The 23367-nt window shown below is 50.9% G+C and carries 23 protein-coding genes and 1 pseudogene; 15 read left to right on the forward strand and 9 right to left on the reverse strand.

Annotated elements, in window-relative coordinates; all coding sequences use genetic code 11:
• Nucleotides 1-26 precede the first annotated feature (26 nt).
• Entirely contained in the window at nt 27-1307 is a 1281-nt protein-coding gene (gene hemL, locus FEM44_RS15250; RefSeq protein ID WP_000045309.1) for a glutamate-1-semialdehyde 2,1-aminomutase, read from the reverse strand.
• Between the two features lie 161 nt (nt 1308-1468).
• On the opposite strand from hemL, the gene FEM44_RS25305 reads away from it, so the two are divergent.
• Genes FEM44_RS25305 through erpA form a run of 4 tightly spaced genes read left to right on the forward strand, consistent with a single transcriptional unit; the run spans nt 1469 to nt 3375 of the window.
• Nucleotides 1469-1531 carry a hypothetical protein gene (locus tag FEM44_RS25305; RefSeq protein ID WP_214430084.1) on the forward strand — a complete coding sequence of 21 codons (63 nt, stop codon included), beginning with the start codon at nt 1469-1471 and terminating at the stop codon, nt 1529-1531.
• On the forward strand, nt 1528-2949 hold the full coding sequence (clcA, locus tag FEM44_RS15255; protein ID WP_135523809.1) for a H(+)/Cl(-) exchange transporter ClcA: 1422 nt from the start codon (nt 1528-1530) through the stop codon (nt 2947-2949). The genes FEM44_RS25305 and clcA overlap by 4 nt, the downstream gene beginning before the upstream one ends.
• A 23-nt stretch (nt 2950-2972) precedes the next feature.
• Nucleotides 2973-3038, forward strand: coding sequence for a small protein YadW (yadW, locus tag FEM44_RS15260; protein WP_120795373.1), 66 nt, complete (start codon nt 2973-2975; stop codon nt 3036-3038).
• Nucleotides 3031-3375, forward strand: coding sequence for an iron-sulfur cluster insertion protein ErpA (erpA, locus tag FEM44_RS15265; protein ID WP_001295564.1), 345 nt, complete (start codon nt 3031-3033; stop codon nt 3373-3375). Before yadW ends, erpA begins: the two co-directional genes overlap by 8 nt.
• A gap of 46 nt (nt 3376-3421) precedes the next feature.
• On the opposite strand, the gene FEM44_RS15270 is transcribed toward erpA, so the two are convergent.
• From FEM44_RS15270 to mtnN, 3 genes are read right to left on the reverse strand one after another with little or no spacing between them, the layout of a single operon-like run.
• Nucleotides 3422-4045, reverse strand: coding sequence for a TRIC cation channel family protein (locus FEM44_RS15270; RefSeq protein WP_064525034.1), 624 nt, complete (start codon nt 4043-4045; stop codon nt 3422-3424).
• 37 nt (nt 4046-4082) lie between these two features.
• On the reverse strand, nt 4083-4883 hold the full coding sequence (gene btuF, locus FEM44_RS15275; RefSeq protein WP_135523810.1) for a vitamin B12 ABC transporter substrate-binding protein BtuF: 801 nt from the start codon (nt 4881-4883) through the stop codon (nt 4083-4085).
• Nucleotides 4876-5574 carry a 5'-methylthioadenosine/S-adenosylhomocysteine nucleosidase gene (mtnN, locus tag FEM44_RS15280; protein ID WP_135523811.1) on the reverse strand — a complete coding sequence of 233 codons (699 nt, stop codon included), beginning with the start codon at nt 5572-5574 and terminating at the stop codon, nt 4876-4878. The genes btuF and mtnN overlap by 8 nt, the downstream gene beginning before the upstream one ends.
• Nucleotides 5575-5657: 83 nt before the next feature.
• On the opposite strand from mtnN, the gene dgt reads away from it, so the two are divergent.
• The 3 genes and pseudogenes from dgt to FEM44_RS25600 form a co-directional block, all read left to right on the forward strand.
• Nucleotides 5658-7175, forward strand: coding sequence for a dGTPase (gene dgt / locus FEM44_RS15285; RefSeq protein WP_130221601.1), 1518 nt, complete (start codon nt 5658-5660; stop codon nt 7173-7175).
• Between the two features lie 129 nt (nt 7176-7304).
• Nucleotides 7305-8732: a serine endoprotease DegP gene (gene degP / locus FEM44_RS15290; RefSeq protein ID WP_130205012.1), complete on the forward strand. Its 1428-nt coding sequence runs from the start codon at nt 7305-7307 to the stop codon at nt 8730-8732.
• Between the two features lie 64 nt (nt 8733-8796).
• A pseudogene (locus FEM44_RS25600) lies at nt 8797-8898 on the forward strand (hypothetical protein); the annotation flags it as partial.
• A 142-nt stretch (nt 8899-9040) separates the two neighbouring features.
• Here the strand turns inward: FEM44_RS25600 and FEM44_RS15300 are convergent.
• The 5 genes from FEM44_RS15300 to map all read right to left on the reverse strand — a co-directional run bounded on the left by FEM44_RS15300 (nt 9041) and on the right by map (nt 14955).
• Nucleotides 9041-9427, reverse strand: coding sequence for a DUF3461 family protein (locus tag FEM44_RS15300; protein ID WP_000272188.1), 387 nt, complete (start codon nt 9425-9427; stop codon nt 9041-9043).
• A gap of 161 nt (nt 9428-9588) precedes the next feature.
• Nucleotides 9589-10401 (reverse strand): phosphodiesterase YaeI, encoded by an 813-nt coding sequence (gene yaeI, locus FEM44_RS15305; RefSeq protein WP_135523812.1) that lies wholly within the window; start codon nt 10399-10401, stop codon nt 9589-9591.
• Nucleotides 10402-10453: 52 nt separating this feature from the next.
• On the reverse strand, nt 10454-11278 hold the full coding sequence (gene dapD, locus FEM44_RS15310) for a 2,3,4,5-tetrahydropyridine-2,6-dicarboxylate N-succinyltransferase (protein ID WP_001186656.1): 825 nt from the start codon (nt 11276-11278) through the stop codon (nt 10454-10456).
• A gap of 30 nt (nt 11279-11308) precedes the next feature.
• Nucleotides 11309-13981: a bifunctional uridylyltransferase/uridylyl-removing protein GlnD gene (gene glnD / locus FEM44_RS15315; protein ID WP_135523813.1), complete on the reverse strand. Its 2673-nt coding sequence runs from the start codon at nt 13979-13981 to the stop codon at nt 11309-11311.
• Nucleotides 13982-14160: 179 nt separating this feature from the next.
• Nucleotides 14161-14955 carry a type I methionyl aminopeptidase gene (map, locus tag FEM44_RS15320; RefSeq protein WP_001018190.1) on the reverse strand — a complete coding sequence of 265 codons (795 nt, stop codon included), beginning with the start codon at nt 14953-14955 and terminating at the stop codon, nt 14161-14163.
• A 367-nt stretch (nt 14956-15322) separates the two neighbouring features.
• Between map and rpsB the strand changes: the two genes are divergently transcribed.
• The 8 genes from rpsB (at nt 15323) to rseP (ending at nt 23347) form a co-directional block, all read left to right on the forward strand.
• Nucleotides 15323-16048 (forward strand): 30S ribosomal protein S2, encoded by a 726-nt coding sequence (gene rpsB, locus FEM44_RS15325; RefSeq protein ID WP_000246884.1) that lies wholly within the window; start codon nt 15323-15325, stop codon nt 16046-16048.
• A gap of 257 nt (nt 16049-16305) precedes the next feature.
• Nucleotides 16306-17157 carry a translation elongation factor Ts gene (tsf, locus tag FEM44_RS15330; protein ID WP_000818112.1) on the forward strand — a complete coding sequence of 284 codons (852 nt, stop codon included), beginning with the start codon at nt 16306-16308 and terminating at the stop codon, nt 17155-17157.
• Between the two features lie 146 nt (nt 17158-17303).
• Nucleotides 17304-18029 carry a UMP kinase gene (gene pyrH / locus FEM44_RS15335; protein ID WP_000224573.1) on the forward strand — a complete coding sequence of 242 codons (726 nt, stop codon included), beginning with the start codon at nt 17304-17306 and terminating at the stop codon, nt 18027-18029.
• A gap of 290 nt (nt 18030-18319) precedes the next feature.
• On the forward strand, nt 18320-18877 hold the full coding sequence (gene frr / locus FEM44_RS15340; RefSeq protein ID WP_000622419.1) for a ribosome recycling factor: 558 nt from the start codon (nt 18320-18322) through the stop codon (nt 18875-18877).
• A gap of 92 nt (nt 18878-18969) precedes the next feature.
• The gene (gene ispC / locus FEM44_RS15345; RefSeq protein ID WP_131161218.1) at nt 18970-20166 is read left to right on the forward strand and encodes a 1-deoxy-D-xylulose-5-phosphate reductoisomerase; all 1197 of its coding nucleotides are present in this window, start codon (nt 18970-18972) and stop codon (nt 20164-20166) included.
• 188 nt (nt 20167-20354) lie between these two features.
• A complete protein-coding gene (ispU, locus tag FEM44_RS15350) occupies nt 20355-21113 on the forward strand; it encodes a (2E,6E)-farnesyl-diphosphate-specific ditrans,polycis-undecaprenyl-diphosphate synthase (protein ID WP_112014149.1) in 759 nt (252 codons plus the stop codon).
• 12 nt (nt 21114-21125) lie between these two features.
• Nucleotides 21126-21983, forward strand: a complete 858-nt coding sequence (gene cdsA, locus FEM44_RS15355; RefSeq protein WP_130205024.1) for a phosphatidate cytidylyltransferase — start codon at nt 21126-21128, stop codon at nt 21981-21983.
• An 11-nt stretch (nt 21984-21994) separates the two neighbouring features.
• On the forward strand, nt 21995-23347 hold the full coding sequence (gene rseP / locus FEM44_RS15360; RefSeq protein WP_135523814.1) for a sigma E protease regulator RseP: 1353 nt from the start codon (nt 21995-21997) through the stop codon (nt 23345-23347).
• The last annotated feature ends 20 nt before the right edge of the window (nt 23348-23367 follow it).

Consider the following 23367-nt stretch of genomic DNA (forward strand, 5'->3'; position numbering starts at 1 on the left):
CTCGCCCGGTGGGCGAGGCAAAATCATCATAACTTCGCAAACACCCGACGTGCAGCATCGATGGTGTTATTGATATCTTCCATGCTGTGTGCCACGGACATAAAGCCCGCTTCAAACGCTGACGGTGCCAGGTAAACACCTTCGTCCAGCATCATATGGAAGAAACGCTTAAAGCGTTCCACGTCACAGGCCATCACATCCTGGTAGCATGTTACGGACTCGGCGTCGGTAAAGAAAATACCGAACATGCCGCCAACGTGGTTAACGACCAGCGGAATTCCCGCTTCTTCCGCCGCTTCCCGCAGACCTTCTGCCAGACGTGTGGTCAGCTCATCCAGTGTCTCGTGAACGCCCGGCTGCGCGACTTCATTCAGACAGGCGAAACCGGCGGCCATCGCAATCGGGTTACCGGAAAGCGTACCCGCCTGATACACCGGACCAGTCGGAGCCAGCGCATCCATCACATCACGACGACCGCCGAAGGCACCTACCGGCATTCCACCACCGATGATTTTGCCCAGACAGGTGAGATCTGGCACCACGCCGTAATAATCCTGTGCGCCAGCTAGCGCCACGCGGAAGCCAGTCATCACTTCATCGATGATCAGCAACGCGCCAAATTCGTCGCACAGCGCGCGCAGACCTGGCAGGAACTCTGGCAGCGGTGGAACACAGTTCATATTGCCTGCTACTGGCTCGACGATAATGCAGGCAATCTCTTGCGGATACTGTTCAAACGCGGCGCGTACAGAGGCCAGATCGTTATAAGTACAGGTTAAGGTATGTTTGGCGAAATCTGCCGGAACGCCCGGCGAGTTTGGCTGCCCTAAAGTGAGCGCGCCAGAACCGGCTTTCACCAGCAGGCAGTCAGCGTGACCGTGGTAGCAACCTTCGAATTTAATGATCTTGTCACGGCCAGTAAAACCACGGGCCAGGCGGATGGCGCTCATTGTCGCTTCGGTGCCGGAGTTCACCATGCGCACCATATCCATCGTCGGCACCAGTTCGGTCACCAGTTGCGCCATTTTCACTTCCATTTCGGTCGGCGCACCAAAGCTCAGACCGCGCTCGGCGGCTTCAATCACTGCGTTACGGATCGCCGGATGGTTATGGCCCAGCACCATCGGCCCCCAGGAACCGACATAATCGATATACGCTTTGCCATCAACATCATACAGATAAGCGCCGTCCGCTTTTTCGATAAACAGTGGAGTGCCGCCCACGCCAGTAAAGGCGCGAACAGGAGAGTTCACACCGCCAGGGATCAGCTCACGCGCTGCGCTGTAAAGATTTTCAGACTTACTCATGGAGGGTTCCTGATTCGTAGAAAAAGTGAATGGCTGCTATTCTAGGTTATTCATAACAAGTTAAATACTCGTCAACAAGTTGCTTTTACTGCTGCAACTTTGACTTCGTAGAGTATAAAAGTTTTGTGCATTTGAAACATTACGCTTTGCAAAGGATTTTCATTGAATGTACGAGTAAAATGCCGTCATCTTATTTGTATGACCAATATGTGATCATTGGATGAAAACTGATACTCCCTCTTATGAAATACCGCAGGCTGCGCGTCTGCGACGCAGACAACTCATTCGCCAGCTTCTTGAGCGTGATAAAACGCCATTAGCTATTTTGTTTATGGCGGCGGTCGTCGGCACCCTTGTCGGGCTGGCTGCAGTTGCTTTTGACAAAGGCGTCGCCTGGTTGCAAAACCAACGTATGGGCGCGCTGGTACATACCGCTGATAATTACCCACTTTTGTTAACCGTCGCTTTTCTCTGTTCGGCGGTGCTGGCAATGTTCGGCTACTTTCTGGTGCGTAAATATGCGCCAGAAGCAGGTGGTTCGGGTATCCCGGAAATTGAAGGGGCGCTGGAAGATCAACGTCCCGTTCGCTGGTGGCGTGTATTGCCAGTGAAATTCTTTGGTGGTCTGGGGACGCTGGGCGGCGGTATGGTTCTGGGGCGCGAAGGGCCAACCGTGCAGATTGGCGGTAATATTGGCCGGATGGTGCTTGATATTTTCCGAATGAAAGGTGACGAAGCTCGCCATACGTTACTGGCAACCGGTGCGGCGGCGGGTCTGGCGGCGGCTTTTAACGCGCCGCTGGCGGGTATTCTTTTTATTATTGAAGAGATGCGTCCGCAGTTTCGCTATACGCTAATTTCGATTAAAGCGGTATTTATTGGCGTCATTATGTCGACCATTATGTACCGGGTATTTAACCACGAAGTTGCACTTATTGACGTTGGTAAACTTTCTGACGCCCCGCTCAATACGCTGTGGCTTTATCTGATCCTCGGTATTATTTTTGGCATCTTCGGCCCTATTTTTAATAAATGGGTGCTGGGGATGCAGGATTTACTACACCGCGTACACGGCGGCAATATAACCAAATGGGTACTGATGGGCGGTGCGATTGGTGGTTTGTGTGGGCTGCTGGGTTTTGTCGCTCCTGAAACCTCAGGCGGTGGTTTTAACCTGATTCCTATCGCCACGGCGGGGAACTTCAGCATGGGAATGCTGGTATTTATCTTTGTCGCGCGGGTCATCACCACCTTACTCTGTTTCTCTTCCGGCGCGCCGGGCGGTATTTTTGCCCCGATGCTGGCGCTGGGTACCGTGCTGGGAACCGCGTTCGGAATGGTTGCCGTTGAACTGTTTCCGCAATATCACCTTGAAGCAGGCACCTTTGCTATTGCCGGAATGGGCGCGTTACTGGCGGCATCCATTCGTGCGCCGTTAACGGGGATCGTTCTGGTATTAGAGATGACAGATAACTATCAGCTCATTTTGCCAATGATTATTACCGGTCTTGGCGCAACACTATTAGCACAATTTACCGGTGGAAAACCGCTATACTCGGCGATTCTTGCGCGCACGCTGGCAAAACAGGAAGCGGAGCAACTGGCGCGAAGCAAGGCCGCTGTCGCCAGCGAGAATACTTGAACGAAATACCAGGGTATTAGATAATGGCGATTATTATTGGGTTAGAATTTGCCCAATTGCCGATGTCGTTTGGAGCAAAATATGAGTGATGACGTAGCACTGCCGCTGGAGTTTACCGACGCAGCAGCCAACAAAGTTAAAAGCCTGATCGCTGACGAAGATAACCCGAATCTGAAATTACGCGTGTATATCACCGGTGGCGGTTGCAGCGGCTTCCAGTATGGTTTCACCTTTGATGATCAGGTGAACGAAGGCGATATGACCATTGAAAAACAGGGCGTTGGCCTGGTGGTTGACCCAATGAGCCTGCAATATCTGGTTGGTGGTTCCGTTGATTATACTGAAGGTCTGGAAGGTTCGCGTTTCATCGTGACCAACCCGAACGCGAAAAGCACCTGTGGTTGCGGTTCTTCCTTCAGCATCTAATCTGCTGTTAATGTGCCGGATAAACTATCCGGCACATCTACTCTCTTTAACGCCCATTCTCATCCAGCGCAAACGTCGGCAGTTTAAGATGCCAACGGATAGCAGCCAGTCGAATCAATAACGTTACCACCATCCCCATCATACTGGCCGTTTCTAACGGGACGGAAAACGTATAATAAGCCGTAGCGTGGACAATACCGCCGATAATACAGGCTGTTGCGTAGATTTCTGTACGTAAAATCATGGGGATTTCGCGCGCCAGCACATCGCGAATGATCCCGCCGCCAACGCCCGTAATAACACCCATACATACCGCAATCAATGGACCTGCATCCGCATTAAAGGCTTTGTTGACGCCAATGCCAACAAATACTGCCAACCCAACTGCATCCAGCACCGGCAGCATCCATTTCGGCAAGCGTCTTGGCTGGCGTACCAGGACGATCGTCAGCATGCTGGTTACCATTGCAACGACCAGATCGGTGGGATCTTTCACCCAAAATACCGGACCGTGATCCAGCGCCATGTCGCGAATGGTTCCACCGCCTACCGCGGTAACCACGCCTAATACCAGGACGCCAAAAGGGTCCATACGCAATTTTCCGGCAAGTAAAACGCCGGAGATGGCAAATACCGCTGTGCCGACTATATCCAGCCAATAGACGAGCATTGTTCAATCCCCACTGAGCACCTGAAAAGGTCAGGCGCTAATCCACTTGTGAAAGCGCATTACAGAGTTGTTGTGCAGCGAGGATAATACGTGGGCTTGCACGTTCAAACCAGTCACTTGTGAGAGGAATAATGGGGATTTTGAGCTGTTCACCCCAGTATTGCTCGATTTTAGGAGTTTGGTCCGATCCGCCAGTGATAACAATTGCCTGTGGCGCGCGTGCTAATACCTGTTCGCGGCTAACCTGCGGCCAGGGAACATGGCTGTTTTTAAAGATGTTTTCTCCACCGCAAACTTCCAGTACCTGGTTCTGAATCGACTCTTTTCCGCTGGTGAACGGCGGATTAATGCCGAATTGTAAGAAAACACGTTTTTTAGGTTTGTCGGCGAATTTAGCTTTGAGTTGCGCATACTGTTCCAGCAAGGTTTGCGCGGCTTTCTCGGCCTTGTCAGGTTGCGGACTCCACGGGGCCAGTTGACGTAACGCATCGGCAATTTGTTCAATGCTTGTCGCATCGACCCACATCACTTTTATTCCCAGCGAAGCAAGCTGGTCAACTTGCCGCTCGGCGTTACCCCCGCGCCAGGCTACGACTAGATCGGGTTTTAGCGCCACAATACGTTCCAGATTCATCCCTTGCCAGGTGGAAACCTGCTCTATTTTCTGTGCTTCTGGCGGATAGTCGGAATAACTGCTGACCCCTACCGGCGTGATCCCGGCGGCAAATGCGAGTTCGGTGTTAGCGGGGGAAAGTGTGATGACACGCGGCGCGGCGTTGAGCCACAGTGGCGCAAGAAAAGACAGGGCGACCAGCGCCCTGAATAGTGACTTAGCCATGAGCCAGTTTCTGCACCAGTGACTCAACCATCAGGCTGGACTGTTTGGCAGCAACGGCCAGGAACTCGTCGAAGCTAAGGTGAGACTGTTGATCGGCGACGTCAGAGATGGCGCGCACTACCACAAACGGGACGTTAAAATTGTGGCAAACGTGAGCGATAGCCGTCGCTTCCATTTCGACTGCAATGGCCTGCGGGAAATTGTGGCGGATTTTCGCCAGACCAACAGAGCCGTTGATGAAAGCGTCGCCGCTAACAATCAGGCCACGTACAGCGTTAAGATTCAGTTCGGCAATGCAGGACTCGGCGGCAGCGATCAGTTTATCGTCAGCTTTGAAGCCTGCAGGGCAGCCAGGCAGTTGACCGTATTCATAGCCAAACGCCGTGACATCCGCGTCGTGATAACGTGCTTCGTCCGAGACAACGATATCGCCCACTTTTAGCGTTGGCGCCAGGCCACCCGCGGAACCGGTGTTAATAATCACATCAGGCTTGCAGTATTCCAGCAGCAGAGTTGCACCCAGCGCCGCTGCGACTTTACCAATGCCTGATTTCAGAAGCGCAACCTCGGTTCCGTTCAGTTGGCCGGTATAGATTTCGCAACCGCCCAGGCTGATAGTTTGACGGTTTTCGATTTTGTCACGCAGCAGCGTAACTTCTTCTTCCATTGCACCAATGATGCCGATTTTCATAGATTTACTCGCGATAAGCTCGATTTGAAGGCATAGTTTATCATGCGCTTGAGGGGAAGCGTATTTCTCACGCGGGAGAGGACATGGCACAGATTGATTTCCGAAATAAAATAAACTGGCATCGTCGTTATCGTTCACCGCAGGGCGTTAAAACTGAACATGAGATCCTGCGGATCTTCGAGAGCGATCGCGGGCGTATTATCAACTCCCCGGCGATTCGCCGTTTGCAACAAAAGACCCAGGTCTTCCCACTTGAGCGCAATGCTGCCGTGCGCACGCGTCTTACCCATTCTATGGAAGTTCAGCAGGTGGGGCGTTATATCGCTAAAGAGATTTTAAGCCGCCTGAAAGAGCTTAAATTGCTGGAGGCTTACGGTCTGGACGAGTTGACCGGGCCGTTTGAAAGCATTGTCGAGATGTCGTGCCTGATGCATGACATAGGAAATCCTCCGTTTGGTCATTTTGGCGAGGCAGCCATTAATGACTGGTTCCGTCAGCGCTTGTACCCGGCGGATGCCGAAAGTCAGCCATTAACCGACGATCGCTGTAGCGTGGCAGCGTTGCGATTGAGGGAAGGGGAGGAGCCGCTCAACGAGCTGCGGCGAAAAATTCGTCAGGACTTATGTCATTTTGAAGGTAACGCACAGGGTATTCGTCTGGTGCATACATTGATGCGGATGAATCTTACCTGGGCCCAGGTAGGCGGTATTTTAAAATATACCCGTCCGGCGTGGTGGCGTGGCGAAACTCCCGAGACTCACGATTATTTAATGAAAAAGCCGGGCTATTACCTTTCTGAAGAATTCTATATTGCGCGTTTGCGTAAAGAACTTAATTTAGCGCTTTACAGTCGCTTCCCATTAACGTGGATTATGGAAGCTGCCGACGATATATCTTATTGTGTGGCTGATCTTGAAGATGCGGTAGAAAAAAGAATATTTACCGTTGAACAGCTTTATCATCATCTGCATGAAGCATGGGGCCAGCATGAGAACGGCTCGCTGTTTGCGCAGGTGGTAGAAAATGCCTGGGAAAAATCGCGCTCAAATAGCTTAAGTCGTAGCACGGAAGATCAGTTTTTTATGTATTTACGCGTAAATACCTTAAATAAACTGGTGCCGTATGCGGCACAACGATTTATTGATAACTTACCTGAAATTTTTGCCGGAACCTTTAATCATGCACTGTTAGAAGATGCCAGCGAATGTAGCCAGTTGCTGAAGTTATATAAAAATGTCGCTGTAAAACATGTGTTTAGCCATCCAGATGTCGAGCAGCTTGAATTGCAGGGCTACCGGGTGATTAGCGGTTTATTAGAGATATATCGACCGTTGTTAAACATGTCGTTATCAGACTTTACCGAACTTGTTGAAAAAGAGCGTGTGAAACGTTTCCCCATTGAAACGCGTTTATTCCATAAGCTCTCAACGCGCCATCGGTTAGCCTATGTTGAGGCTGTCAGTAAATTATCGTCAGATTCACCTGAGCTCCCGCTATGGGAATATTATTACCGCTGCCGGCTGTTACAGGATTATATCAGCGGTATGACAGACCTTTATGCGTGGGATGAATACCGACGTCTGATGGCCGTAGAACAATAACCAGGCTTTTGTAAAGACGGACAATAAATTTTTACTTTTTGCAGAAACTTTAGTTCGGAACTTCGCGCTATAAAACGAATCTGAAGAACACAGCAATTTTGCGTTATCTGTTAATCGAGACTGAAATACATGAAAAAAACCACATTAGCACTGAGTGCACTGGCTCTGAGTTTAGGTTTGGCGTTATCTCCGCTCTCTGCAACGGCGGCTGAGACTTCTTCAGCAACGACAGCCCAGCAGATGCCAAGCCTTGCACCGATGCTCGAAAAGGTGATGCCTTCAGTGGTCAGCATTAACGTAGAAGGTAGCACAACCGTTAATACGCCGCGTATGCCGCGTAATTTCCAGCAGTTCTTCGGTGATGATTCCCCGTTCTGCCAGGAAGGTTCTCCGTTCCAGAGCTCCCCGTTCTGTCAGGGTGGTGGACAAGGTGGTAACGGCGGTGGCCAGCAACAAAAATTCATGGCGCTGGGTTCTGGCGTCATCATTGATGCCGATAAAGGCTATGTCGTGACTAACAACCACGTTGTCGATAACGCGACGGTCATTAAAGTTCAATTGAGCGATGGCCGTAAGTTCGACGCGAAGATGGTCGGCAAAGATCCGCGCTCTGATATCGCGCTGATCCAGATCCAGAACCCGAAAAACCTGACCGCGATTAAGATGGCGGATTCCGATGCGCTGCGCGTGGGTGATTACACCGTTGCTATCGGTAACCCGTTTGGCCTGGGCGAGACGGTAACTTCCGGTATCGTTTCTGCACTGGGACGTAGCGGCCTGAATGCCGAAAACTACGAAAACTTCATCCAGACGGACGCAGCAATCAACCGGGGTAACTCCGGTGGTGCGCTGGTTAACCTGAACGGTGAACTGATCGGTATCAACACCGCGATCCTCGCACCAGACGGCGGTAACATCGGTATCGGTTTTGCTATCCCGAGCAACATGGTGAAAAACCTGACCTCACAGATGGTGGAATACGGCCAGGTGAAACGCGGTGAGTTGGGCATTATGGGTACTGAGCTGAACTCTGAACTGGCGAAAGCGATGAAAGTTGACGCCCAGCGTGGCGCTTTCGTAAGCCAGGTTCTGCCGAATTCCTCCGCTGCAAAAGCGGGTATTAAAGCGGGTGATGTGATCACTTCACTGAACGGTAAGCCGATCAGCAGCTTTGCCGCACTGCGTGCTCAGGTGGGTACTATGCCGGTGGGCAGCAAACTGACCCTGGGCTTGCTGCGCGATGGTAAGCAGGTCAACGTGAATCTGGAACTGCAGCAGAGCAGCCAGAATCAAGTTGATTCCAGCTCTATCTTCAACGGTATTGAAGGCGCTGAAATGAGCAACAAAGGCAAAGATCAGGGCGTGGTCGTGAACAACGTGAAAACCGGTACTCCGGCTGCGCAGATTGGCCTGAAAAAAGGTGATGTGATTATTGGCGCGAACCAGCAGACAGTGAAAAACATCGCTGAACTGCGTAAAGTTCTCGACAGCAAGCCGTCAGTGCTGGCGCTGAACATTCAGCGCGGCGATAGCACCATCTACCTGTTAATGCAGTAATCTCCCTCAACCCCTTCCTGTCCAGGGAAGGGGTTCTTCATGCAATTTGTGACTTTCTCCACCACCGGCGTTGAATCCATTTGGGGGCTGGAACGCGGAAGATCATCGTAAGCGAGTTGAACAACTCATTACCCGCATGAAAGAGTACAGTCAGTTGCGTTTTCGCAATTAACCAGGCTGGATTTGGGGAATTTTGATGACAGGTTGCAGCTGTATGTGGTGTTGCAACTGAATGAAGAGCATTAGGCCATTACACAATTAAAGCCGGGTGATACTTTACCCGGCCCGCAGAATGACATCAGTTACTATTATTTGCGCGTCAGCTTTTCCAGATCCGCTTCAATCTCGCTGATCTTATTGGTCACCACTGACTCCAGGTGACGTAAGTCGTCGAGGATCTTACGTTTAAGATCCACTTCGCTGCGGTCACGCTGGCAGATTTGATCAAGCTCATCAATGATATAACGCAGATTTGGGCTGATCTCCTGCACTTCTTTATAACCCTGACCCACACCATCGGCGACCACTGTTTTGCGCTGACGCGGATATTTAAACTTCACGCTTTTAGCGAAAAACTCGCCTTTGTCTTTCTGAAAATAGATTTTCAGAATATCGTTGTTGGCTTCCTGCCGGAGGCTGTAACGATCAATTTCTTCAGGATTGGTAATACCCAGACTTTTCAGATTGTCGTACATAGCGTTACCTCAAAATGAGTCAGTAAATTGTGCTTATCTTAGCATTTGGCCTGGCCCGCCCGGCTCGACTGTGATCGCAGAAAGCCTTTTTCTTCCAGACTTCTATCATGGCGTAAAATTTAAAAAATTACCTGCTTTATTCTGGCGATATCATTCATGTTCTACACCAGTTCCAGGATAGTTACTTCCGGGCGGCAGTTCAGACGCAAGCCATACAAACTTCCCACACCTCGAGTCGTGTAGATGTGTCGTTCGCCAACAGCGTTTAACCCTGCGACATAGCGTTTATCTTTAACTGGCGCAAAAGGTTCGCCAACTAACGGCACGTGTAACTGACCGCCGTGAGTGTGGCCACAAAGCATCAGATCCCATTTTTCATTACGCATGACTTCTTTGCTGTCGGGATTATGCGCCAACACCAGTCGTGGCAGATTGGCTTCGCTGGCAGGAGGCGGTTTGCATTGTCCGGCCCATAAATCACCGGTGCCTACCAGTTCAAATTGCCTGTCCTGCGTGGCGATCACCGTTGCCTGGTTAAACAACACCGTGATGCCCGCCGATTTTAACGCCTCGCCAATTAAGCGATTTTTCTCTGTACCCACGGGGCGATCGTGGTTGCCAAAACAGGCAAATGTCGGCGCACATTTGGCAAGGGGAGAGAGTACGTCACTGAACGCCGAAAAATTCAGCGGCATATCAAATAAGACATAATCACCGCCCAGCAATATCAAATCGGGCTTTTGTGCTATGCCAAGAGCAATCGCGTCAGAAATCAGGCTTAAAGGAACAAAACGAGAGTAATGGAGATCTGCCAGAAAAAGAATTTTGAAAGGTGCTGCGTTGTCTTTAAAAAAGGCGAGGCGGTGACGGATTAACTCAAGCCAGCCAGGTTCCCAGTAATGCATATAACCGAAACCTGAGCCCGCGGCTAACGTCGCGGCGGCAGCCTGCAAAAATCGTCGGCGTGAAATCATCGCTCATCCCTGCAAAAAATCGGGCAGCGTCGTGCTGCCCGTGTGCATACTTTTAGTCGATGGTACGCAGCAGTTCGTTAATACCGACTTTACCGCGAGTTTTCGCGTCAACTTTCTTAACGATAACCGCACAGTAGAGGCTGTATTTGCCATCTTTCGACGGCAGGTTGCCGGATACCACCACAGAACCTGCTGGTACACGACCGTAGTGGATTTCGCCAGTTTCACGGTCGTAAATACGGGTGCTCTGACCAATGTATACGCCCATGGAAATAACGGAACCTTCTTCGACAATTACGCCTTCAACCACTTCAGAGCGCGCGCCGATGAAGCAGTTGTCTTCAATGATGGTCGGGTTAGCCTGCAGCGGCTCCAGCACACCACCAATGCCTACACCACCAGACAGGTGGACGTTTTTACCGATTTGCGCACAGGAACCAACGGTCGCCCAGGTATCAACCATTGTACCTTCATCAACGTATGCGCCGATGTTGACGTAAGACGGCATCAGCACGGTGTTACGGGCGATAAATGCACCCTGACGTACTGCCGCTGGTGGTACAACGCGGAAGCCTTCTTTCTGGAAACGTGCTTCGTCGTAGTTGGCAAATTTCATCGGCACTTTATCGAAGTAGCGGCTTTCTGCCCCTTCGATCACCTGATTATCATTAATACGGAAAGAGAGCAGCACCGCTTTTTTCAACCACTGATGCGTCACCCACTGACCGTCGATTTTTTCCGCAACACGCAGTGCGCCGGAATCCAACAGTGCAATCACCTGGTTTACCGCTTCGCGGGTAACGGTGTCTGCATTGGCTGGCGTGATTTCGGCACGGCGTTCAAAAGCGGTTTCAATAATGTTCTGTAACTGCTGCATTGTTAAACTCTTTTCATATCAGTAAACACATCACCCTTTATCGTTTGGATTGAGGGCCTCTGTCAACCGCTGATGCACTTCCTGCTGCAACTCGTTATTAAGTGCGCGCCGATCAGCGGTGGCGATTATGAATAAATCTTCTACTCGCTCGCCAATGGTTGTAATTCGAGCGCCATGAAGCGAAATTCCCAGATCGGCAAAAATTTTCCCGACTCGGGCCAGCAGACCAGGTTGGTCGAGAGCGATAAGCTCAAGGAATGATTTTCGGTCGGTATGGGTAGGCAAAAACGTCACTTCGGTTTCAACAGTAAAGTGACGTAGTTTGGCCGGTTGACGACGCGGCTGTGGTGGCTGCCAGCTGCTTTGCGTCAGCACCTGCTCAAGTCCAAAACGAATGACTTCATGGCGATCTGCGGACAGCGGGCTGCCATCTGGTTCCAGCACGATGAAGGTATCCATCGCCATACCGTCGCGAGTGGTGAAAATTTGTGCGTCGTGAACACTTAAATTGCGGCGGTCTAATTCGGCACAGACGGCGGCAAACAGATAGGGGCGGTCCGGGCTCCAGATAAAAATCTCGGTGCCTCCACGCGTAGCCTGCGGGCTAAGCAATACCAGCGGTTTGCTTAAATCATGCTGTAATAAATGGCGCGCATGCCAGGCCAGTTGATTTGGGCTATGGCGGACAAAATAGTTAGCGCGACAGCGCGACCAAATCTGGTGCAACGCTTCTTCGTCGATGTTATCCATACGCAGCAGCGCCAGCGCCTGAAGCTGGTGATGGCGAACCCGTTCGCGCATATCCGGCGTGTTTTGCATCCCGCGTCGTAGCTGTTTTTCAGTGGCGAAATAGAGTTCGCGCAACAGGCTTTGCTTCCAGCTATTCCATAGTGTTTCGTTGGTGGCGCAAATATCGGCCACTGTCAGGCATACCAGATAGCGCAGCCGGGTTTCCGTTTGCACTTCTTCGGCAAACTGCTTGATGACTTCCGGGTCCTGAATATCGCGGCGTTGGGCGGTGACCGACATCAGCAAATGCTGGCGAACCAGCCAGGCCACCAGTTGCGTTTCGCGCGAGTTCAGCCCGTGGAGTTCAGCAAAATTCACCACGTCTTGTGCGCCGAGTATAGAGTGGTCGCCGCCACGCCCTTTGGCGATATCGTGAAACAGTGCGGCGATAAAGATAAGCTCAGGTGACGGCAATCGCGGCCAGACATCCACACACAACGGATGGCGCTGGCGCGTTTCTTCACTGGCAAAACTCTCCAGTTTCAACATCACGCGAATAGTATGTTCATCCACCGTGTAGGCGTGGAACAGGTCAAACTGCATCTGCCCGACGATATGTGACCATTGCGGCATATAGGCACCGAGCACGCTATGGCGATGCATCGGTAACAGTCCACGACGCACCGAACCAGGGTGACGCAGAATGCTCAAAAATAGCTTTCGCGCTTCAGGAATATTGCACAGCGGTTGTTGCAGATGGCGACGGGCATGACGTAACTGGCGCAGCGTGGTGGAGTAAATGCCGGTGATCGCACTGTTGCGCACCATCGTATAGAACATGCGTAATATCGCTTCTGGTTGGCGCATAAACAGCGTTTCATCGCGCAGATCGATAAGTGTGCCGCGTAGCTGAAATTCATCATCTATTGGACGTGGTTTTTCGTCGGCGGGAAGGGCGAGGATAGCCTCGTCGAACAGTTGCAATAGCATATGGTTAAGTTCGCTAACGCGGCGCGTAACGCGAAAATAATCCTTCATCATCTGTTCGACTGGCTCGTTACCTTCACCACCGTAATTCAGACGTTGGGCGACGCTAAGCTGGCGATCAAATAACAGGCGATTATCGTAACGGTTGACCACCAAATGCAGGGCGAAGCGAATTCGCCAGAGAATATGCAAACACTCATTTAGCTCTGCACGTTCCGCAGACGTTAAGAAGCCAAATCCGACCATTTCATCGAGTGATGTTGCGCCAAAATGACGGCGGGCAACCCATTGCAGAGTGTGGATATCGCGCAAACCGCCGGGGCTGCTTTTGATGTCTGGTTCAAGATTGTAGCTGGTGCCGTGATAACGCTGGTGGCGCTGGTTTTGTTCTTCAACTTTCGCCGCGTAAAACTTATCGGACGGCCAGAATCCTTCGCTGAAAATATGCTTTTGCAGTTCGAGAAATAGCGCGACATCGCCAATTAACAAGCGGGATTCGATCAGGTTGGTGGCGACGGTTAAATCGGATAACCCTTCCAGTATGCACTCTTCAAGCGTGCGTACGCTATGACCGACTTCCAGTTTCACATCCCAGAGCAGCGTTAACAGCTCGCCCACTTTTTGCGCCTGATCGTCCGGAAGTTTTTTACGGCTTAAGATCAGTAAATCGACGTCTGAAAGCGGATGCAGTTCGCCACGACCATAACCACCGACGGCAACCAGCGCCAGATCGGCGATCTGGCTGAATCCTGCTTCAATCCATAACCGTTGCAGGAGCTGGTCGATAAACTCGGTGCGGGCTTCAATCAATTGTTCAGCGGAAATCCCACTATCAAAGGCATCACCCAGCCAACGCTGGAAGATATCAATATGGGCTTTTATCCCACAGACAGTTAATTCATCACGGGGCCAGGCACATGGATTTTGTGGTTGACCGGGCAGGGTGGGGAGAGCGGTATTTGCGTACTGTTCTGGAAGGGTATTCATCGTGCGCCACCCATAAGATTACATTATCACATTAAAAAAGCCGGCATTCGCCGGCTTCAGATTGTTGACAAAGTGCGCTTTGTTCATGCCGGATGCGGCGTGAACGCCTTATCCAGCCTACAACTCCTTGCAAATGGAGAAGGTAGGACGCATCAGGCATTTTTGCGTTTGTCTTCCTCTTATTCGTCGTGCGAGATTATCGCCGGGATGGTGTCATCCTTGCGTAACGTCAGAATTTCGCAGCCGTTATCAGTCACCACAATAGTATGCTCGTATTGTGCAGACAAGCTGCGATCTTTGGTTTTTACCGTCCAGCCATCTTTCATGGTGCGGATCTCTTTTTTACCCGCGTTGACCATTGGCTCGATAGTGAATGTCATCCCTGGTTTCAGCACGACGTTGGTTTCAGGGGAGTCATAGTGCAGCACCTGCGGTTCTTCATGGAAGCCGCGACCAATACCGTGCCCGCAATATTCACGAACGACAGAGAAGCCTTCTGCTTCGACAAATTTCTGAATCGCCGCACCGATTTCGCGCAGATTAATCCCTGGTTTTACCATGCGCAGCGCCAGGTACAGGCTCTCTTGCGTGATGCGGCACAGACGTTCGCCCATGATGGTCGGCTTACCGACAATAAACATTTTCGAGGTATCGCCGTGGAAACCATCTTTGATTACCGTGACATCGATGTTAACGATGTCTCCGTCTTTCAGCAGCTTGGCGTCGTCCGGGATACCGTGGCACACCACTTCATTAATAGAGATGCAAACGGATTTCGGATAACCGTGATAGCCGAGGCAGGCAGAAACCGCGTGTTGTTCATTCACAATGTAATCATTACAGATGCGATCCAGCTCGCCGGTGCTGACGCCCGGTTTAACATAGGGTTCGATCATCTCCAGCACTTCGGCAGCCAGGCGGCCAGCGACGCGCATTTTTTCGATATCTTCAGGGGTCTTGATTGAGATAGCCATTAATTCTGTCCATCAGCGTCGGTGATACCGACAATATATATGTAAGTGCTGTCAATGGTATCACACCCGGGCAAATTGAGAATCATTCTGAATTTCGCCAAACGTGCCACTGAACGTTTTCTATAATAGAAAATTCATCGTCTGGTGCTGTACACAGCGCCAACAATTATTGGTGTCCGCGACGTATTTGTGGTATAAAGCGCGCCGGACTTCCGATCCATTTCGTATACACAGACTGGACGGAAGCGACAATCTCACTTTGTGTAACAACACACACGTATCGGCACATATTCCGGGGTGCCCTTTGGGGTCGGTAATATGGGATACGTGGAGGCATAACCCCAACTTTTATATAGAGGTTTTAATCATGGCAACTGTTTCCATGCGCGACATGCTCAAGGCTGGTGTTCACTTCGGTCACCAGACCCGTTACTGGAACCCGAAAATGAAGCCGTTCATCTTCGGTGCGCGTAACAAAGTTCACATCATCAACCTTGAGAAAACTGTACCGATGTTCAACGAAGCTCTGGCTGAACTGAACAAGATTGCTTCTCGCAAAGGTAAAATCCTTTTCGTTGGTACTAAACGCGCTGCAAGCGAAGCGGTGAAAGACGCTGCTCTGAGCTGCGACCAGTTCTTCGTGAACCATCGCTGGCTGGGCGGTATGCTGACTAACTGGAAAACCGTTCGTCAGTCCATCAAACGTCTGAAAGACCTGGAAACTCAGTCTCAGGACGGTACTTTCGAAAAGCTGACCAAGAAAGAAGCGCTGATGCGCACTCGTGAGCTGGAGAAACTGGAAAACAGCCTGGGCGGTATCAAAGACATGGGCGGTCTGCCGGACGCTCTGTTTGTAATCGATGCTGACCACGAACACATTGCTATCAAAGAAGCAAACAACCTGGGTATTCCGGTATTTGCTATCGTTGATACCAACTCTGATCCGGACGGTGTTGACTTCGTTATCCCGGGTAACGACGACGCAATCCGTGCTGTGACCCTGTACCTGGGCGCTGTTGCTGCAACCGTACGTGAAGGCCGTTCTCAGGATCTGGCTTCCCAGGCGGAAGAAAGCTTCGTAGAAGCTGAGTAATAAGGCTTGATAACTCCCCCAAAATAGTTCGAGTTGCAGAAAGCGGCAAGCTCGAGAATTCACGGGAGCTTACATCAGTAAGTGACCGGGATGAGCGAGCGAAGACAACGCATCTGCGGCGCGAAATATGAAGGGGGGAGAGCCCTTATAGACCAGGTAGTACACGTTTGGTTAGGGGGCCTGCATATGGCCCCCTTTTTCACTTTTATATCTGTGCGGTTTAACGCCGGGCAGATCACATCTCCGAGGATTTTAGAATGGCTGAAATTACCGCATCCCTGGTAAAAGAGCTGCGTGAGCGTACTGGCGCAGGCATGATGGATTGCAAAAAAGCACTGACTGAAGCTAACGGCGACATCGAGCTGGCAATCGAAAACATGCGTAAGTCCGGTGCTATTAAAGCAGCGAAAAAAGCAGGCAACGTTGCTGCTGATGGCGTGATCAAAACCAAAATCGACGGCAACTACGGCATCATTCTGGAAGTTAACTGCCAGACTGACTTCGTAGCGAAAGACGCTGGTTTCCAGGCGTTCGCAGACAAAGTTCTGGACGCAGCTGTAGCTGGCAAAATCACTGACGTTGAAGTTCTGAAAGCACAGTTCGAAGAAGAACGTGTTGCACTGGTAGCGAAAATCGGTGAAAACATCAACATTCGCCGCGTTGCTGCGCTGGAAGGCGATGTTCTGGGTTCTTATCAGCACGGTGCGCGTATCGGCGTTCTGGTTGCTGCTAAAGGCGCTGACGAAGAGCTGGTTAAACACATCGCTATGCACGTTGCTGCAAGCAAACCAGAATTCATCAAACCAGAAGACGTATCCGCTGAAGTGGTAGAGAAAGAATACCAGGTACAGCTGGACATCGCGATGCAGTCTGGTAAGCCGAAAGAAATCGCAGAGAAAATGGTTGAAGGCCGCATGAAGAAATTCACCGGCGAAGTTTCTCTGACCGGCCAGCCGTTCGTTATGGAACCGGCAAAAACTGTTGGTCAGCTGCTGAAAGAGCATAACGCTGAAGTGACTGGCTTCATCCGCTTCGAAGTAGGTGAAGGCATCGAGAAAGTTGAGACTGACTTTGCAGCAGAAGTTGCTGCGATGTCCAAGCAGTCTTAATTATCGAAAAGGAGCCGCCTGAGGGCGGCTTCTTTTTGCGCCCATCTTGTAAATTCAGCTAACCCTTATGGGGCTGCGCTGAAAAGCGACGTACAATGTCGCTAGTATTAATTCATTTCAATCGTTGACAGTCTCAGGAAAGAAACATGGCTACCAATGCAAAACCCGTCTATAAACGCATTCTGCTTAAGTTGAGTGGCGAAGCTCTGCAGGGCACGGAAGGCTTCGGTATTGATGCAAGCATACTGGATCGCATGGCTCAGGAAATCAAAGAGCTGGTTGAACTGGGTATTCAGGTTGGTGTGGTGATTGGTGGGGGTAACCTGTTCCGTGGCGCTGGTCTGGCGAAAGCGGGTATGAACCGCGTTGTGGGCGACCACATGGGGATGCTGGCTACCGTAATGAACGGTCTGGCAATGCGTGATGCACTGCACCGCGCCTATGTGAACGCTCGTCTGATGTCCGCTATTCCGTTGAATGGCGTGTGCGACAGTTACAGCTGGGCAGAAGCAATCAGCCTGTTGCGTAACAACCGTGTGGTGATCCTCTCCGCCGGTACGGGTAATCCATTCTTCACCACTGACTCCGCAGCTTGCCTGCGTGGTATCGAAATTGAAGCCGATGTGGTGCTGAAAGCGACCAAAGTTGATGGTGTGTTTACCGCTGATCCAGCGAAAGATCCAACTGCAACTATGTATGAGCAGCTGACTTACAGCGAAGTGCTGGAAAAAGAGCTGAAAGTCATGGACCTGGCGGCCTTTACGCTGGCTCGTGACCACAAATTACCGATTCGTGTTTTCAACATGAACAAACCGGGTGCACTGCGCCGTGTGGTAATGGGTGAAAAAGAAGGAACATTAATCACGGAATAATTCCCGTGATGGATAAATAAGGGTAAGATTCCGCATAAGTATCGCGGGGGCGTAAGTCTGATTATAAGGCGTTATTGTTGCAGGCAGTTTGGTCACGGCCAGCTCGCAGCAACCGGAGCGTACATAAGTACGTGAGGATGGCGAGCACTGCCCGGGCCAAAATGGCAAATAAAATAGCCTAATAATCCAGACAATTACCCGTAATATGTTTAATCAGGGCTATACTTAGCACACTTCCACTGTGTGTGACTGTCTGGTCTGACTGAGACAAGTTTTCAAGGATTCGTAACGTGATTAGCGATATCAGAAAAGATGCTGAAGTACGCATGGACAAATGCGTTGAAGCGTTCAAAACCCAAATCAGCAAAATACGCACGGGTCGTGCTTCTCCCAGCCTGCTGGATGGCATTGTCGTGGAATATTACGGCACGCCAACGCCGCTGCGTCAGCTGGCAAGCGTAACGGTAGAAGATTCCCGTACTCTGAAAATCAACGTGTTTGACCGTTCAATGTCTCCGGCCGTTGAAAAAGCGATTATGGCGTCCGATCTCGGCCTGAACCCGAACTCTGCGGGTAGCGACATTCGTGTTCCGCTGCCGCCGCTGACGGAAGAGCGTCGTAAAGATCTGACCAAAATCGTTCGTGGCGAAGCTGAACAGGCGCGTGTTGCAGTACGTAACGTGCGTCGTGATGCGAACGACAAAGTGAAAGCACTGTTGAAAGAAAAAGAGATCAGCGAAGACGACGATCGCCGTTCTCAGGACGATGTACAGAAACTGACTGATGCTGCAATCAAGAAAATTGAAGCGGCGCTGGCAGACAAAGAAGCAGAACTGATGCAGTTCTGATTTCTTGAACGACAAAAAACGCCGCTCAGTAGATCCTTGCGGATCGGCTGGCGGCGTTTTGCTTTTTATTCTGTCTCAACTCTGGATGTTTCATGAAGCAACTCACCATTCTGGGCTCGACCGGCTCGATTGGTTGCAGCACGCTGGACGTGGTGCGCCATAATCCCGAACACTTCCGCGTAGTTGCGCTGGTGGCAGGCAAAAATGTCACTCGTATGGTAGAACAGTGCCTGGAGTTCTCTCCCCGCTATGCTGTTATGGACGATGAAGCGAGTGCGAAACTTCTTAAAACGATGCTACAGCAACAGGGTAGCCGCACCGAAGTCTTAAGTGGGCAACAAGCTGCCTGCGATATGGCGGCGCTTGAAGATGTTGATCAGGTGATGGCGGCGATTGTGGGCGCTGCTGGCCTGTTACCTACCCTTGCAGCGATCCGCGCTGGTAAAACCATCTTGCTGGCAAACAAAGAATCACTGGTCACCTGCGGACGTCTGTTTATGGACGCAGTAAAGCAGAGTAAAGCACAGTTATTACCGGTCGATAGCGAACACAACGCCATTTTTCAGAGTTTACCGCAACCTATCCAGCATAATCTGGGATACGCTGACCTTGAGCAAAATGGCGTGGTGTCCATTTTACTTACCGGGTCTGGTGGCCCTTTCCGTGAGACGCCATTGCGCGATTTGGCAACAATGACGCCCGATCAAGCTTGCCGTCATCCGAACTGGTCGATGGGACGTAAAATTTCTGTCGATTCGGCTACCATGATGAATAAAGGTCTGGAATACATTGAAGCTCGCTGGTTGTTTAACGCCAGCGCCAGCCAGATGGAAGTGCTGATTCACCCGCAGTCAGTGATTCACTCGATGGTGCGTTATCAGGACGGCAGCGTTCTGGCGCAACTGGGCGAACCCGACATGCGTACGCCAATTGCCCACACCATGGCATGGCCGAATCGCGTGAACTCTGGCGTGAAGCCGCTCGATTTTTGCAAACTAAGTGCGTTGACATTTGCCGCACCGGATTATGAGCGTTATCCATGCCTGAAACTGGCGATGAAGGCGTTCGAACAGGGCCAGGCTGCGACGACCGCATTGAATGCCGCAAACGAAATCACTGTTGCAGCCTTTCTTGCGCAACAAATTCGCTTTACGGATATCGCCGCATTGAATTTATCCGTGCTGGAAAAAATGGATATGCGCGAACCACAATGTGTGGACGATGTGTTGTCTGTTGATGCCAATGCGCGTGAGGTCGCCAGAAAAGAGGTGATGCGTCTCGCAAGCTGAGGATAATCCGGCTACAGAGAGTCGTGCTATTTGTTAGCGTAGGGCTTCAGTGATATAGTCTGCGCCATCTGATCGTCAGTAGTTGGCTTTGTAAGGTCAGATATGCCGTGGTTTTACACGGCTTTTTTTTGTATAGGCTTCAGTATTCCTGAGTACCGTAAACCCTGTCAGGGAATAAGAAACGCGTGATGTTGTCTGCTACTCAACCACTTAGCGAAAAATTGCCAGCGCATGGCTGTCGCCATGTTGCGATCATTATGGACGGCAATGGTCGCTGGGCAAAAAAGCAAGGGAAGATTCGTGCCTTTGGGCATAAAGCCGGGGCAAAATCCGTCCGCCGGGCTGTCTCTTTTGCGGCCAACAACGGTATTGAGGCGTTAACGCTGTATGCCTTTAGTAGTGAAAACTGGAACCGACCAGCGCAGGAAGTCAGTGCGTTAATGGAACTGTTTGTGTGGGCGCTTGATAGCGAAGTAAAAAGCCTGCACCGACATAACGTGCGTCTGCGTATTATTGGCGATACCAGTCGCTTTAACTCGCGTTTGCAAGAACGTATTCGTAAATCTGAAGCGTTAACTGCCGGGAATACCGGTCTGACGCTAAATATTGCGGCGAACTACGGTGGACGTTGGGATATTGCCCAGGGAGTCAGGCAACTGGCTGAAAAGGTGCAGCAAGGAAACCTGCAACCGGATCAGATAGATGAAGAGATGCTTAACCAGCATGTCTGTATGCATGAACTGGCCCCTGTAGATTTAGTAATTAGGACTGGGGGGGAGCATCGCATTAGTAACTTTTTGCTTTGGCAAATTGCCTATGCCGAACTTTACTTTACAGATGTTCTTTGGCCCGATTTCGATGAACAAGACTTTGAAGGGGCGTTAAATGCCTTTGCTAATCGTGAGCGTCGTTTCGGCGGCACCGAGCCCGGTGATGAAACAGCCTGATGGGGGTCGCTTTTGCTGAAGTATCGCCTGATATCTGCTTTTGTTTTAATACCCGTAGTCATCGCGGCGCTGTTTTTGTTGCCGCCGGTGGGGTTCGCCATTGTTACGCTGGTAGTTTGTATGCTGGCGGCGTGGGAATGGGGACAGCTTAGCGGTTTTACCACTCGCTCGCAGCGGGTATGGCTGGCGGTGCTGTGCGGGTTATTGCTGGCGCTGATGCTTTTTCTATTGCCGGAATATCATCGGAATATTCATCAACCACTGGTTGAAGTCTCACTTTGGGCTTCGCTTGGTTGGTGGGGTGTTGCGTTATTATTGGTGCTATTTTACCCCGGTTCGGCGGCAATCTGGCGAAACTCTAAAACGTTACGCATTATTTTCGGTGTATTAACCATTGTGCCTTTCTTTTGGGGCATGCTGACGTTACGTGCGTGGCACTATGACGAGAATCATTACAGTGGCGCGATATGGCTGCTCTATGTCATGATCCTGGTCTGGGGAGCTGACTCAGGGGCATATATGTTTGGCAAATTATTTGGCAAACATAAGCTGGCGCCGAAGGTTTCTCCGGGTAAAACCTGGCAAGGTTTTATTGGCGGACTCGCGACCGCAGCAGTAATCTCATGGGGTTACGGTATGTGGGCGAATCTCGACGTCGCCCCCGTCACCTTACTCATTTGCTCTATTGTCGCAGCTCTAGCCTCTGTGCTCGGCGACTTAACTGAGAGCATGTTTAAGCGCGAAGCAGGAATTAAGGACAGCGGTCATTTAATTCCAGGACACGGTGGTATTTTAGATCGTATTGATAGCCTGACGGCTGCGGTGCCGGTCTTTGCTTGCCTGTTGTTGCTGGTATTCAGGACGCTTTAACGGAAGGTATTATGCTGAGTTTTCTCTGGGATTTGGCTTCGTTCATCGTTGCACTGGGGGTGCTTATCACCGTGCATGAATTTGGTCATTTCTGGGTTGCCCGGCGCTGTGGTGTTCGCGTTGAGCGCTTCTCGATAGGCTTTGGTAAGGCGCTCTGGCGCCGCACTGACAAACTCGGCACCGAATATGTCATCGCCCTGATCCCCCTGGGCGGTTATGTCAAAATGCTGGATGAACGCGCAGAACCGGTTGTTCCGGAACTTCGCCACCATGCCTTCAACAATAAAACTGTTGGCCAGCGTGCAGCGATAATCGCCGCAGGTCCGGTTGCAAACTTCATTTTTGCTATCTTTGCTTACTGGCTGGTTTTTATCATTGGTGTTCCCGGCGTTCGCCCGGTTGTTGGTGAAATATCATCCAACTCGATTGCCGCAGAAGCACAAATTGTACCTGGCACGGAACTAAAAGCTGTAGATGGTATCGAAACGCCTGATTGGGATGCCGTGCGCTTACAACTGGTTGACAAAATCGGTGACGAAAGCACCACCCTTACGGTGGCACCTTTTGGCAGCGATCAACGACGAGATGTAAAGCTTGATTTGCGAAACTGGGCGTTTGAGCCTGATAAGGAAGATCCGGTATCTTCTTTGGGTATTCGCCCTCGTGGTCCGCAAATTGAACCTGTACTGGAAAATGTGTCTCCAAACTCAGCGGCAAGTAAGGCGGGTTTGCAAGCAGGCGACAGGATCGTTAAAGTCGATGGTCAGCCATTAACGCAATGGCTGACGTTTGTGATGCTTGTCCGGGATAACCCGGATAAACCGTTAGCGTTAGATATCGAAAGGCAGGGGAGTCCCTTGTCTTTGACATTAATCCCGGAGAGCAAACCGGGTAAAGGTAAAGCGATTGGTTTTGCCGGCATTGAGCCGAAAGTCATTCCTTTGCCAGACGAGTATAAAGTTGTACGCCAGTATGGACCGTTCAACGCCATCGTTGAAGCCACGGACAAAACGTGGCAATTGATGAAGCTGACGGTCAGTATGCTGGGAAAATTGATCACCGGTGATGTGAAACTGAACAACCTCAGTGGGCCGATCTCTATCGCCAAGGGGGCTGGGATGACAGCGGAACTCGGGGTTGTTTATTACCTGCCGTTCCTTGCGCTTATTAGCGTGAACTTAGGGATAATTAACCTGTTTCCGTTGCCCGTACTTGACGGGGGGCATCTGCTGTTCCTTGCGATCGAAAAGATCAAGGGCGGACCGGTATCCGAGCGAGTTCAAGACTTTTGTTATCGCATTGGCTCGATTCTGCTGGTGCTGTTAATGGGGCTTGCACTTTTCAATGATTTCTCTCGGTTATGAGAGTTAGTTAGGAAGAACGC

The organism is Escherichia sp. E4742 (assembly GCF_005843885.1).
Lineage (GTDB): Bacteria > Pseudomonadota > Gammaproteobacteria > Enterobacterales > Enterobacteriaceae > Escherichia.

Coding starts and splice junctions, on each gene's coding strand:
- rseP (WP_135523814.1), top strand. CDS start 21,995: ATGCTGAGTTTTCTCTGGGATTTGGCTTCGTTCATCGTTGCACTGGGG.
- ispC (WP_131161218.1), top strand. CDS start 18,970: ATGAAGCAACTCACCATTCTGGGCTCGACCGGCTCGATTGGTTGCAGC.
- FEM44_RS15270 (WP_064525034.1), bottom strand. CDS start 4,045: ATGCTCGTCTATTGGCTGGATATAGTCGGCACAGCGGTATTTGCCATC.
- dgt (WP_130221601.1), top strand. CDS start 5,658: ATGGCACAGATTGATTTCCGAAATAAAATAAACTGGCATCGTCGTTAT.
- hemL (WP_000045309.1), bottom strand. CDS start 1,307: ATGAGTAAGTCTGAAAATCTTTACAGCGCAGCGCGTGAGCTGATCCCT.
- rpsB (WP_000246884.1), top strand. CDS start 15,323: ATGGCAACTGTTTCCATGCGCGACATGCTCAAGGCTGGTGTTCACTTC.
- pyrH (WP_000224573.1), top strand. CDS start 17,304: ATGGCTACCAATGCAAAACCCGTCTATAAACGCATTCTGCTTAAGTTG.
- mtnN (WP_135523811.1), bottom strand. CDS start 5,574: ATGAAAATCGGCATCATTGGTGCAATGGAAGAAGAAGTTACGCTGCTG.
- glnD (WP_135523813.1), bottom strand. CDS start 13,981: ATGAATACCCTTCCAGAACAGTACGCAAATACCGCTCTCCCCACCCTG.
- FEM44_RS15300 (WP_000272188.1), bottom strand. CDS start 9,427: ATGTACGACAATCTGAAAAGTCTGGGTATTACCAATCCTGAAGAAATT.
- tsf (WP_000818112.1), top strand. CDS start 16,306: ATGGCTGAAATTACCGCATCCCTGGTAAAAGAGCTGCGTGAGCGTACT.
- clcA (WP_135523809.1), top strand. CDS start 1,528: ATGAAAACTGATACTCCCTCTTATGAAATACCGCAGGCTGCGCGTCTG.
- dapD (WP_001186656.1), bottom strand. CDS start 11,278: ATGCAGCAGTTACAGAACATTATTGAAACCGCTTTTGAACGCCGTGCC.
- erpA (WP_001295564.1), top strand. CDS start 3,031: ATGAGTGATGACGTAGCACTGCCGCTGGAGTTTACCGACGCAGCAGCC.
- btuF (WP_135523810.1), bottom strand. CDS start 4,883: ATGGCTAAGTCACTATTCAGGGCGCTGGTCGCCCTGTCTTTTCTTGCG.
- degP (WP_130205012.1), top strand. CDS start 7,305: ATGAAAAAAACCACATTAGCACTGAGTGCACTGGCTCTGAGTTTAGGT.
- yaeI (WP_135523812.1), bottom strand. CDS start 10,401: ATGATTTCACGCCGACGATTTTTGCAGGCTGCCGCCGCGACGTTAGCC.
- map (WP_001018190.1), bottom strand. CDS start 14,955: ATGGCTATCTCAATCAAGACCCCTGAAGATATCGAAAAAATGCGCGTC.
- ispU (WP_112014149.1), top strand. CDS start 20,355: ATGTTGTCTGCTACTCAACCACTTAGCGAAAAATTGCCAGCGCATGGC.